The organism is Erwinia sp. LJJL01 (genome assembly GCF_047300805.2).
GTDB lineage: Bacteria > Pseudomonadota > Gammaproteobacteria > Enterobacterales > Enterobacteriaceae > Erwinia > Erwinia aphidicola.
In genome coordinates this window covers 4556642-4568855 of sequence record NZ_CP178576.1, presented here as the reverse complement: position 1 = coordinate 4568855, position 12214 = coordinate 4556642, and the positions used below count along the sequence as shown (strand labels likewise).

Annotated in this window: 10 protein-coding genes and 1 pseudogene; 4 read left to right on the top strand and 7 right to left on the bottom strand. The window is 57.1% G+C overall.

The window, feature by feature from the left end:
- Window positions 1-35: 35 nt before the first annotated feature.
- The 4 genes and pseudogenes from ACLI4M_RS22340 to ychF all read right to left on the bottom strand — a co-directional run bounded on the left by ACLI4M_RS22340 (window position 36) and on the right by ychF (window position 4541).
- Window positions 36-566 (bottom strand): GDYXXLXY domain-containing protein, encoded by a 531-nt coding sequence (locus ACLI4M_RS22340; protein WP_133623444.1) that lies wholly within the window; start codon window positions 564-566, stop codon window positions 36-38.
- Complete coding sequence (locus tag ACLI4M_RS22335; RefSeq protein ID WP_133623445.1) at window positions 559-2766, bottom strand: DUF4401 domain-containing protein; 2208 nt, start codon at window positions 2764-2766, stop codon at window positions 559-561. The genes ACLI4M_RS22340 and ACLI4M_RS22335 overlap by 8 nt, the downstream gene beginning before the upstream one ends.
- Window positions 2767-3064: 298 nt before the next feature.
- Window positions 3065-3304: pseudogene (locus ACLI4M_RS22330) on the bottom strand (phage integrase central domain-containing protein); the annotation flags it as partial.
- A 145-nt stretch (window positions 3305-3449) separates the two neighbouring features.
- Entirely contained in the window at window positions 3450-4541 is a 1092-nt protein-coding gene (gene ychF / locus ACLI4M_RS22325) for a redox-regulated ATPase YchF (RefSeq protein ID WP_133623446.1), read from the bottom strand.
- Window positions 4542-4895: 354 nt separating this feature from the next.
- On the opposite strand from ychF, the gene ACLI4M_RS22320 reads away from it, so the two are divergent.
- Window positions 4896-6377 (top strand): SulP family inorganic anion transporter, encoded by a 1482-nt coding sequence (locus ACLI4M_RS22320; protein ID WP_133623447.1) that lies wholly within the window; start codon window positions 4896-4898, stop codon window positions 6375-6377.
- Between the two features lie 137 nt (window positions 6378-6514).
- Window positions 6515-7198: an EAL domain-containing protein gene (locus ACLI4M_RS22315; protein WP_133623448.1), complete on the top strand. Its 684-nt coding sequence runs from the start codon at window positions 6515-6517 to the stop codon at window positions 7196-7198.
- A gap of 179 nt (window positions 7199-7377) precedes the next feature.
- Here ACLI4M_RS22315 and pth read toward each other — a convergent pair whose 3' ends face one another.
- A complete protein-coding gene (gene pth / locus ACLI4M_RS22310; protein ID WP_133623449.1) occupies window positions 7378-7965 on the bottom strand; it encodes an aminoacyl-tRNA hydrolase in 588 nt (195 codons plus the stop codon).
- A gap of 274 nt (window positions 7966-8239) precedes the next feature.
- On the opposite strand from pth, the gene ychH reads away from it, so the two are divergent.
- Window positions 8240-8527, top strand: a complete 288-nt coding sequence (gene ychH / locus ACLI4M_RS22305; RefSeq protein WP_048916265.1) for a stress-induced protein YchH — start codon at window positions 8240-8242, stop codon at window positions 8525-8527.
- 72 nt (window positions 8528-8599) lie between these two features.
- Here the strand turns inward: ychH and ACLI4M_RS22300 are convergent, their stop codons facing one another.
- Window positions 8600-10051, bottom strand: a complete 1452-nt coding sequence (locus tag ACLI4M_RS22300) for an MFS transporter (RefSeq protein ID WP_133623450.1) — start codon at window positions 10049-10051, stop codon at window positions 8600-8602.
- A gap of 110 nt (window positions 10052-10161) precedes the next feature.
- On the opposite strand from ACLI4M_RS22300, the gene ACLI4M_RS22295 reads away from it, so the two are divergent.
- Window positions 10162-11052: a LysR family transcriptional regulator gene (locus ACLI4M_RS22295; protein ID WP_133625056.1), complete on the top strand. Its 891-nt coding sequence runs from the start codon at window positions 10162-10164 to the stop codon at window positions 11050-11052.
- Window positions 11053-11166: 114 nt separating this feature from the next.
- Here the strand turns inward: ACLI4M_RS22295 and prs are convergent, their stop codons facing one another.
- Window positions 11167-12114: a ribose-phosphate diphosphokinase gene (prs, locus tag ACLI4M_RS22290; RefSeq protein WP_013201847.1), complete on the bottom strand. Its 948-nt coding sequence runs from the start codon at window positions 12112-12114 to the stop codon at window positions 11167-11169.
- Window positions 12115-12214: the final 100 nt, after the last annotated feature.

Sequence of the window (12214 nt, the reverse complement as noted above, 5' to 3'; positions counted from 1 at the left end):
GTATTTAGCGCCAGGCCAGTGAGCGTCTCGCATCCTCAAGGCTGAATCGCTTTACCCTGCTCATTAAGCAGATCCGTCAGGAGAGCCGTGCCATCGCTTCCCACCCGAAATGCCCCGTAACGTGCCTGCGCGAATCTGTCGGCATGACCTTCCTGAAAGAACCAGGCGTTAGTGCCTACGGTCAGCGAACCGTAATGTTGATGGTACTTCACCCGTAGCTGATTCGGCTGCAGAGGTTCACCCTGATCAAAGCGGGCCTGAGTCGCGTGACGCTGCGCATCGAGGTCAACAATCAGGGTTCCGCTGGTGGGCAGGCATGGCGCTGATAGGGTCGCGCCGCAGGACTCAGCCTGTTGATACAACGTCAGTTCCAGAGGACGGGTGAGGGCATAGTTCAGCGCCATGTAATCACCCTGCATCAGGGATCGCGGGTCAACCGGGGCAAGGGGTAAAATCATCACCGCGCCTTGCTTCAGCAACTGCTCTTTTTGCCAGATGCTGACATTAACGGCTATCAACGCCAGCGCTATCACCGCGCCAGCCAGCCATCGGCACGGTTTATACATTTTCACTGGCACCTCCGATTTGTACGGGTAATACTTTTTTGACTGCCCATGCCAGCCCCAGTAAAACCAGTCCGCTGACCAGCAGCAGCAGGGATTTCTGCAGCAAAATTACCTCCAAAAAGTAATACCAGCCAGTGACATACAGCACCATGAAACCGCCACTGACCACCAGTAACCCCAGACTTCCCTGATAACGTGCCATCAGAATTAACCACAATCCCAGCCCTATACCCGGCGCACAGAGGGCGGCAGCGCCACAGATAAGCGCAGCGGGCAGCGTAATGCTCGAAAACAGCGGCTGGCTGTGCCTTTTCTGACTGAGCGCACTCAGCACTAAGCCAGCCGCGATCCCTGGGCCTGTCGCAGACTGAAGCGTGGAAAATTGCGATGCTGACCAGATGAAATCCGTGAGATAAGCCGCGTTAATCCCAAGGAAACTCAGCAACACCAGACCACAAGGTATGCCATACAACAGGGGATGTACCGCTTCAGCACACTGCCCAGTCTGTAACCTCAACTGATGACTGACTGTCCACATCCACAAACATATGACCGCCGCCACCAGTACGGACACAGCAAGGCGTGCAGCCATCGGAGACAGGTAAAGCCGGGCCATAGAATGGCCCGCCAGCACCAGGAAAAAGGTCAGGGCAGTGATGGCCATAAACCGATAAGTGCGGTCGGGCATAGCCACCGCCATCGCGGCCAGGATCGGCAAGGCAGTCAGTGAACTCAGCATAAGAAAACTGGCGTCATTGCTCTGGATTTGCAGCAGAACGCCGATTATCAGTCCGCACGTTGCCGCAATCGCCCATGCCAGGCCGAGGTGATGTTTACCGTCACGCTGACTGCGTAACAGGCCACGCGCAATGGCGGCAAGCAGCAGCGAAGGAATAATAAGGGTGGCAGCATTCGGATCTTCGAGCAGTTCAGTGGCATAAAGCACCAGTATCATCAGTAACAGAATGATGATCGCCGCCACCCAGCCTCCGACGCTTAGCGCCAGCCTCAGATACCAGGGCAGGTCGGATGCGTGACCGCGTTGCTTAATTTCCTCAACCTGCGAGGCGCTCAGCAAACCCTGCTGACGCAAAGTGTCTGTCAGTAACGTCAGCCTGGCCGGAACCAGATCGATTGGCCCCTTTTCAACCAGTTTGCGTTGCCACTTCAGCAGAATTGCACCATTTACCGCTACCCAGAATGCCATCAGGGCGCCGGTCAAAAACAGATCACCCGTATCATAGCCTAAAAGAAATAACTGCATGATAAGCGCACAGCCGACAACGGTCAGGCTGGCGATGCCCAGTGTCAGCATGCAGAGATCCTGATAGCGGTAACGGTACAGGTAATAACCTGCCAGCAGGGTGATCACCCAACCGCCCGTGATATAAGGAAGGTGGTCACCGCCGCCCCAGTCAGAGAGGTTCCCGGCCACAATGGCGGTTAGCTGAAGCAGTAAAAATCCAGCCATGACTCGCGAGAACCAGCGGCTTGCCAGCCAGCTCTCGGGATGATGCGTTATCGCGCGCCAGGCCAGTGCTTCCCTGACAATCAGGCAGGCTGCCAGCAACGCCAGATATCCGTAGAGCACAGTGGTCGGGAGCCTGGTTAAACTGTCAGACGCGGCCAGATCCAGCAGTGACGACGGCAGGGTGTTGAAATAGAGCTGGAACGCCAGGTTAGCGACCAGCCAGCTGCAAAACCACAGGCTGTTTTGCCGGGCAATCAGCGCCAGCGGCAGAAGAACATATAACCAGGCCCGGAATAGCTCCCAGCTGTCAGCACCAGTCTGATAAATCTGTCCATACAGCGCAAACAGGGCACCGAAGCTTAACCCTGTCGCCAGTAATGCCTTGCGTGCCAGCGTGCTGTACCAGCGCCACCAGACAATCACCGCCAGCGCGACGATAAACAGCTCGGCCAGGGCAAATTTCGCCATTTTCGGCAGCCAGGCCCAGTTCCAGGCAATAAAGAACACCGCTCCGGCAACCAGTGACAGTAATCCCAGACAGGAAAGAACCGGGATAAGAAACTGACGCCACTGAGCATCTGACGGTCTGATTCCACAGAAAGCAAAGATACGCTCGCAGGTCTCAGGGGTCAGGCTTCCTCCTTTCAGCAGGCGTGCGATCTGGCGACAAAGATACTCTGCCGTCCGTGACGGCATCCCGGTGATGCCATCGGGTACAAGCTCCCTCATTCTTTCCCTGCCTCTGTTTGCGGTATGACTTTGATGATGAAGTTAAAGACTGTACTTACCTGCGATCAATCCGAGTCACGCTCTGATGAGCCTCAGACTCTGCGAATAATGTTCCTGAACGAATTTAATCATCATTTCGCGGAAATAACAGCGAAAAACAAAGGCGATTAACGCATTCTGCGCGATCATACGCATTCTGATGAACATGGTTTTCTCAGTGCCATCGGTGACCTGGAGCACCTGCGTTACTGATGCCAGAGTCTGGGCTTACTGCGTTACTTTTCACCATGCCAGCCATATCAGCTCTAAGCGTCGCGACTGCCAACTCGAAAACCGATGAAATGGTACGGCGGGCGTCAGCGGCAACAGTCGGTGCGCCGCGTTTAGCCGTTTACTGAAAAATTTTAAGAATGTGGTGCGGTGTGATTTCCCTGATAGGAAGTTTGCTGATGGCGGGGAAAACCACACGCTCAGGCATATCCAGTCGCCGCTTTTTGGTGATGTCGGCCCAGTCTTTCATCTGCAACCACCGTGTGGCGACGGGCTTAAAGGTTTGAGAAGTGACACTGGCCTTGCGGGTTTTTCTAACTGGCGAGCTAAAAAAAAATCCACGCAACTGCGTGGATTTATCGCGTTTCGAATCTTAGGAGATTCAATCAAACCTCATAAGACGACGGAAGGGTTTAGACGTTGAACAGGAAGTTCATTACATCGCCATCTTTCACGATGTAGTCTTTCCCTTCTGAACGCATCTTACCGGCTTCTTTCGCGCCTTGTTCACCCTTGCAGGCAATGTAGTCATCGAAAGCAATGGTCTGAGCGCGGATAAAGCCTTTCTCGAAGTCGGTGTGGATCTTACCTGCGGCCTGTGGTGCGGTCGCACCAACCGGGATAGTCCATGCACGCACTTCCTTCACGCCAGCGGTGAAGTAGGTCTGCAGGTTGAGCAGGGCGTAACCGGCGCGGATGACGCGGTTCAGGCCCGGCTCTTCAATGCCCAGCTCGGCCATAAACTCTTCGCGGTCGCCATCTTCCAGCTCGGCAATATCAGACTCAACGGCAGCGCACACCGGCACCACAACGGAACCCTCTTTCTCGGCAATCGCACGTACGATATCGAGGTACGGGTTATTTTCAAAACCGTCTTCGTTAACGTTGGCGATATACATGGTTGGCTTCAGCGTCAGGAAGCTCAGGTAGCGGATTGCCGCTTTATCTTCATCCGTCAGATCCAGCGCGCGCAGCATGCCGGCTTTTTCCAGATGCGGCAGGCATTTTTCCAGCGCCGCCTGTTCAGCTTTGGCGTCTTTGTCGCCGCCCTTGGCTTTCTTCTGCACGCGCTGCAGGGCACGTTCACAGGTATCCAGGTCAGAAAGCGCCAGCTCGGTATTGATCGTTTCAATATCGTCAGCCGGGTCAACTTTATTATTCACGTGGATAATGTTGTCGTTCTCAAAGCAGCGCACCACGTGGCCGATAGCCTCGGTTTCACGGATATTGGTCAGGAACTGGTTGCCCAGGCCTTCACCTTTCGAGGCGCCTTTTACCAGGCCAGCGATATCAACGAATTCCATGGTGGTCGGCAGAATGCGCTGCGGCTTAACGATGGCAGCCAGCTGATCAAGACGTGAATCAGGCATTGGCACCACGCCAGTATTCGGCTCAATGGTACAGAACGGGAAGTTAGCTGCTTCGATGCCCGCTTTGGTTAACGCATTGAACAGGGTGGATTTCCCGACGTTTGGCAGGCCCACAATACCGCATTTGAATCCCATGTTTGAATCACCTTAATTTCTTGATAATCAACGCACTTTTACATGCCCTGATAGTGTCACAAACGGTTGTCTTAAAAGTTTCCGCGCATTATACACGTAATTTTAGCCTGGAGGCGGTTGATTTCTGAGGCGGAGGTTAAGTTATCTCTTGAGATCGTGCTCACATTTTCCCATACTGACGTGTCTTTACAGAACCTGGAGAACTCCGCAGATGCATCGCTTGCTGCTTACGCCACCTTAAGACCCTCCCGCCTGCGCAACGCCCGTTGCCGCCACTCGTCACTCTGACGAGCCAGCTGTGCCCGATTAATGCGGCACGGAAGAACCAACACGTTTAAATTAACTGGAAATTTTATGTTTAACCTGAGCAATTTCAGGGCGAGTGACGTCAAAAATGACGTGCTGGCCGGTGCCGTGGTGTCCGTTGCGCTGATCCCGGAAGCGACGGCTTTTTCTCTGCTGGCCGGGCTGTCGCCGACCATTGGTCTGCACACCGCCTTTATTCTCGGGCTGGTCACCGCCTTCTTCGGCGGCAAGCCGGGGATGATCTCCGGCGCGGCCGGGTCGATTATTGTGGTGCTGATTAGCCTGATTACCCAGCACGGCTACGAGTACGTGCTGCTGGCGACCATCCTCGCGGGGCTGATTCAGCTGGCGATTGGCGTGCTGCGGCTCGGTAAGTTTATCCGCCTGGTGCCGCAACCGGCGATTTACGGCTTCGTTAACGGGCTGGCGATTGTGATTATGCTGGCGCAGTTCCCGATGATTAAAGGGCAGGGGCCGGTGATGTATGCGCTGGTGGCGCTGGCGATGCTGATCGTCTGGCTGTTCCCGAAGCTGACCAAAGCGATCCCCGGTTCGCTGGCGGCGCTGCTCGCCATCAGTGCGATTGCCATTGGTTTTGGCCTGGATACCAAACGCGTTGGCGACCTGGCGGATATCTCCGGCACGCTGCCGTCGTTCCATCTGCCGACCGCGCCGTTAAGCTGGGAAACACTGAAGATCGTGCTGCCGTATGCGGTGGTGATTGCGCTGGTCGGGCTGATTGAGTCGCTGCTGACGCTGGCGGTACTGGATGAGATGGGCAGTAAAAAAGGGGCGGGCAATCAGGAGTGCGTGGCGCAGGGTATCGGTAACACGATTTGCGGCTTCTTCGGCAGCTTTGCCGGTTGTGCGATGATCGGCCAGTCAATTATCAACTTCACCTCCGGCGGTCGCGGTCGCATCTCCAACCTGGTCGGGGCGCTACTGCTGATCCTGTTCGTGATTAGCCTGTCGGATTACATCGCGCTGCTGCCGGTGGCGGCGCTGGCGGGCATTATGTTTGTGGTGTGCATCAACACCTTTGAGTGGAGTTCCATCAGGCGCCTGAAGCGCATGCCGAAAGCCGATGCGGTGATTATGATTGCGGTGACGCTGGTCACGATTTTCACCGACCTGGCGATGGCGGTGATCTGCGGCGTGATTATCTCGGCGCTGGTCTTCGCCTGGCAGCATGCCCGCATCACCATTATTGAGCAGAGCGAGAAAGAGGGGGAGAAAACATACCGTCTGGAAGGGCCGCTGTTCTTTGGCTCCACCGCGAGTTTTCAGGAGCTGTTTAATCCGCAGCAGGATGCCGAGAGTGTGGTGATCGACTTCGCCCGCACCCGGGTGATGGACTCCAGCGGCGTGGAGGCGATCGATAAGCTGACGGCGCGCTATCTGGAAGCCGGTAAAAGTCTGCGCCTGCGCCATCTGAGCGAGGATTGCATCAGCCTGTTGCGTCAGGCAGGGCCATTCTGCAGCCATGAACTGGATGATCCGGATTATAAAGTTGCTAGCAATGACGCATAAACCATAAAGCTACTGCTGGACCTGCCGATAATCTAAAAATCGCCGTTTCACCCCGGCGATTACAGTATTTACTTCTATAGTTTAACTGTACGACGATTTATTTCACTGGCAGGATGCCCGTTAACTGGCCCGGCGGCATGAAAAACGATTTTTTTTGTACTCCTGTACATACCCTGAGCGGTGAGATGATCGCCATCGACCTGAGCTACCTTCCGCATGCTGCTGCGGTCGGTGGCCCGGTGGATGCTGTGCGGCAGCTGGCATCGCCTGAGGATCGGCTACTGCATCAGCTGCTGATCGTCGAAGAGTACGCCGATTACTTTCGCCAGCACGGCCTGCTGTGCAGCGTGGCCATCGACTTTCAGCTGGCGCGTGCCGTGACCGAGTCGTCTTTTATCCAGCAAATCCTCAGCCATCTGCCCTTTGTGCGCCTGAAGCTGTCGGAAGATTTTCCCAATCTGCACGACGGTATGGACAACCCGCTGCTGCGTAGCCTGATAGAACAGCTGAATATCTTATGGCTCGACGATCTGGGCGCCGGCGATGCCAATCTGCATGCGCTGCAGTCAAATATGTTTGAAGCGGTGAAGCTTGACCGCCAGTTCTATCTGGAAAACGTCAATAAGCCGTTCTTTTCGGTGCTGATCAACCATATCCGCCAGTATACCAACCGGGTGATCGTGGAAGGGGTGGCCGGAGACGGCCAGCTGGAGACGCTGCGCAACAGTAAAATCTGGGGCGTGCAGGGCTATTTTGCACAGCAGCTGACGCTGGATAGCCTGGAGTGTAGCGACGACGGGAAGCGGTGCGAGAAGGGGTAATCCCCTGAGGTATCCCCACAAAAATTGATTTGAATATTGTGGCGGGAAGACAGGTGCCCGGTTTCAGGAGGGAGGGCTGAGCTCAGACCGGTTTGCGGACGTTTAGCGATGGAAGTGATTTCTGGGGATACCTCAGGGGTAATCCCCGCTGCGGCTGCGGCCACAGCGGATGCGCAGGCCTAGCCCGCCTTAAAGCTGTGCAGGCGATTCATCGCTTTTAGGCGGTCTTCCTTCAGCCACACTTCCGTGCAGCGCGCCGCTTCATCGACCGCATCATCAATCAACTTCTGCTCTGCCGACTGCGGCTTGCCCAGTACAAAACCGACCACCTTGTTGCGATCGCCCGGGTGACCAATGCCGATGCGCAGGCGGTGGAAGTTCAGGTTGTTACCCAGCTTGCTGATAATATCTTTCAGGCCGTTATGTCCGCCGTGGCCGCCGCCCTGCTTAAACTTTGCCACGCCGGGCGGCAGGTCCAGCTCGTCATGGGCAACCAGGATCTCTTCCGGGGCAATGCGGTAGAACGTCGCCATCGCCGCCACGGCTTTGCCGCTGAGATTCATAAAGGTGGTCGGCACCAGCAAGCGTACATCCTCACCCCCGATGTTTAACCGGGCAGTGTAGCCGTAGAACTTGCTCTCTTCCTTTAATGACTGATTGTGGCGTTCAGCCAGCAAATCAACGTACCAGGCTCCGGCATTATGGCGCGTGGCGGCGTATTCAGCGCCGGGATTGGCCAGGCCAACAATCAGTTTGATGCTACTCACGTGTGGTGTTTCCTGAAGCGTACGGGGGAAAGCGGCTAGTTTACGCAAGCCGTTGCGAGAACACAAAGATCTGCGCAAAAAGGTGAGCCATGTCACGATAGTTGAGAGGCGTGATAATACATTTTCTATATAAAAACAGCTTGTTAGACGTAAAGTTTTGTCAAAGCACAAGCAATAAATGTGATCGCCAACTCATCAGAGCAGCTGTTGATTGCCTACACTAAGCGCATCTGGCAATGGAATTTGCCTTTTCAATACTGTCCGGAGGTGCGCAATGAAACGTAAACATTCACATGTGATGGGTAATGCCCTGATGGTACTCGGTTTAGTGGTGATGGTCGGCGGCGTGGGTTACTCAGTCCTTAACCAGCTGCCTCAGCTTAATCTGCCTGAGTATATGGTGCATGGGGCGATTTTCAGCATCTTTATCGGTGCGTTGCTGTGGCTGGTGGGGGCCAGAGTGAGCGGGCGGGAAAAAATCGCCGACCGCTATTACTGGGTGCGCCACTGCGGCGACAAGCGCTGCCGCCACGGCAGCAGCCAGCACAATAGCCAGTCTTAAATTTCCGCGCTGCTGTTACCCTCTTAGCGCAATCAACGCCCGCCAGTCGGGCGTTACCTTTTGCCCGCTCCCTCACTTCCTGTCCGGCGTCACCAGGCAGCGCCAGATGGCTGCCGCGCACAGCAGCGTGATCGCCATCAGGACCAGCAATAACTGCTGAAAAGCCCGCTCCGCCAGCCCCAACAGTCGTGGATCTGCCAGATGATAACTCGCCAGCTGCCCGGCGAGCGCTGCCGGCTGGTTATGCGCCGTGAGCTGCCAGCCGAGCAGCTGGCTGAACAGGCTGGCAACGCTTGCCAGCGCGACACTTTCTCCCGCCACGCGCACGGTGCTGAAGATGCCGGTCGCCATTCCGGCACGCTGCGGCGGTACCACGCTGACCGACAGATTATCCATCAGCCCCCAGGGCAGCCCGGTGCCGCAGCCAATCATCGCCATCGCCAGCAGCGTGACGGGCAGGGAAGCGGTGGGAGAAACCTGGCTCAGCAGGCCGATACCTGCGGCGGCCAGCAGCAGGCCCGCCGCGCTGACGGCGCCGGGATGGAAACGGCGCGTCAGCGCCACCGCCAGAGAAGGCACAATCAGCATCGGCAGCGACAGCGCCAGCATCAGCAGCCCGGTGGTCAGCGCGCTGTAGCCGTAGAATCCCATAAAACGCAGCGGCAGCAGCACCAGCAGCACTACAAAGCAGTAGCAGGTGGCCACCGGCAGCAGCTGCACCCCGACAAAACGGCCGTAGCGAAACAGGCTCAGATCGAGCATCGGCCGCGCGCTGCGCCGTTCAATCCCGACAAACAGCGCGCCCGCCAGCACGGAGGCCAGCAGCAGCCCGGCCGACAGGCGGTCGCCGCCGCTGTCGGCCAGCTGCAGCATGCCCCAGGTAAACAGCGTCAGGGTGGTGCTGAAGCTGATAATCCCCGGCCAGTCGAGCGTGCCGACATCCGGGTTGCGCGACTCCGGCAGCGTCAGCCCGCCGGTCACCAGCGCCACGACGCCAAACAGGGCGCAGCAGAGAAAAACGCTGTGCCAGCCGGCAATCTGCATCAGCATCCCGGCGATCACCGGTCCGGCGGCAAGGCCAACGCCAAAGCTGGTGCCGAGCAGGCTGAAGGCGCGGGCGCGCCGTTGTCCCTCAAAGGCATTGGCCAGCGCGGCGGCGCCCCCGGCCAGTGCCGCGGCGGCGGCGGCACCCTGAAGGGCGCGCACCACGTCCAGCCACACCACCGAAGGCACCCAGGCGGTGAGCAATGACAGCAGGGTAAAGGCGCTGACGCCGCTGATAAACAGCCGCTTGCGGCCAAAACGGTCCGCCAGCGTGCCTGCGGCCATCAGCAGGCTGCCGAAACTGAGCAGGAAGGCATTGGTAATCCAGCTCAGGGCCAGGGCAGACCCTCCGGGATGCTGGGCAATCGCCGGGGTGGCAATCACCCCGGCGGAGAAGCTGAGCGGTAACATCAGGGCGGCGCTGCAGACGGCAAAAACACTCCAGCGGCTGCCTGGTGCCGTGAGGATCAGGGAACTCATTGTGGACTCTCCGCTTTCAACAGGAAAGAAAGCAGGATAAATTGGCGTCATGCCACGATAAACAGGCCATAAGGCCGCAGATAAAGGACAAAAAGTCGCGAATGAGCAGCGTGGAGAGTTTAAGCGGGCTGAGCGCGTTTGTGAAAGCCGCGCAGCTGGGAAGCTTTGTCGCCGCCGCCGAAAGGCTGGGGGTTTCGGCCTCTGCTATCGGCAAAAGCGTGGCGCGGCTGGAAGCCAGCCTCGGCGTCAGCCTGTTTAACCGCAGCACGCGCAGCCTGAGCCTGACTGAAGAGGGCGCGCTGTTCTTTGAACGCAGCCAGCGCATAGTGATGGAGCTGGAAGAGGCGCAGCAGGAGCTTTCCCGCCTGATGGCGGCCCCGCGCGGGCGGCTGCGCCTGAGCTTTCCGGCCATTGGCTACCGCCTGCTGCTGCCGCTGCTGCCGGGGTTCACCGCCCGCTATCCCGAAATTGAACTGGACCTCGATTTCAATGACCGCCTGGTGGACGTGATTGGTGAGGGCTATGACGCGGTGCTGCGCAGCGGCGAGTTTGCCGACTCGCGCCTCAAGGCGCGGCGGCTGGGCGGCTTTCAGTTTCGTCTGGTTGGCTCGGCGGGCTATTTTCAGCAGCACGGCACGCCGCAGACGGTGGCGGATCTCAGCCAGCACGCCTGCCTGCTGTACCGTTTCTCCGGCAGCGGTCAGCTGCAGCCGTGGCAGTTTAACGGCGTCGATCCCCAGGCGCTGTCGCTTCATGGCCCGCTGGTGTTTAACAATCTGGAAGCGCAGATCTCCGCCACGCGCCGCGGTTTAGGGCTGATTTACGTCCCGGATTTTGCGGTGCAGGAGTATCTGGAGAGCGGTGAGCTGCAGAGCGTGCTGGAGGGGGAGATCGGCCATGGCGGGCAGTTTTCTCTTTTGTGGCCGGGCAATCGCCACCTGCTGCCCAAGCTGCGAGTATTGATTGACTACCTGGCGGAACACATTGCGTTGCGCAAATAAAAAGGGACAGATGAGCCTCTGTCCCTTTTTGTTCGGGTTGACCGCAAAAGAAGGTCAACCCCTACAGTAGGGGCCGACCGCTTTTCTGGTCGGCCCATCCGTAGCACGCCGGAATTAATGCTCAAACATCGCAGAGATAGACTCTTCGTTGCTGATACGGCGGATTGCCTCGGCCAGCATGCCTGACAGGGTCAGGGTACGGACGTTTGGCAGCGCTTTAATCTCTTCCGGCAGTGGAATGGTGTCGCACACAACCACTTCATCAATCACCGAGTTACGCAGGTTTTCGACCGCGTTACCGGAGAAGATAGGGTGGGTTGCGTAGGCGAACACGCGCTTCGCACCGCGCTCTTTCAGCGCTTCCGCTGCTTTACACAGGGTGCCACCGGTATCGATCATATCATCGACCAGCACGCAGTCACGGCCAGCCACATCACCGATGATATGCATCACCTGTGAGACGTTGGCGCGTGGGCGACGTTTATCGATGATGGCCATATCGGTGTCGTTCAGCAGTTTGGCAATCGCACGGGCACGAACCACGCCGCCGATGTCCGGGGAAACCACAATTGGGTTTTCCAGGCCAATCTGCAGCATATCTTCAAGCAGGATCGGGCTACCAAATACGTTATCAACCGGGACGTCAAAGAAGCCCTGAATCTGTTCAGCATGCAGATCCACAGTCAGAACGCGGTCAACGCCAACGCTGGAGAGGAAATCGGCAACAACTTTGGCAGTAATTGGCACACGAGCGGAACGCACGCGGCGGTCCTGACGTGCATAACCAAAGTAAGGGATCACCGCGGTAATACGACCAGCGGAAGCACGACGCAGGGCGTCAACCATCACAACCAGTTCCATCAGGTTGTCGTTGGTTGGGGCACAGGTGGACTGGATGATGAAAATATCACCACCGCGTACATTTTCGTTAATTTGTACGCTCACTTCACCATCACTGAAACGACCGACGGCGGCGTCGCCCAGGCTGGTGTAAAGGCGGTTGGCAATACGTTGTGCTAGTTCCGGGGTGGCGTTACCAGCAAAAAGCTTCATATCAGGCACGAGAAGAACCTCAGGCTTTGCGTCCAGAGAATGAAATACCATAAGCCGCACTGGGCGGTATACGACTTATGCTTTCATACGGGTGTTTTAACCCTACATT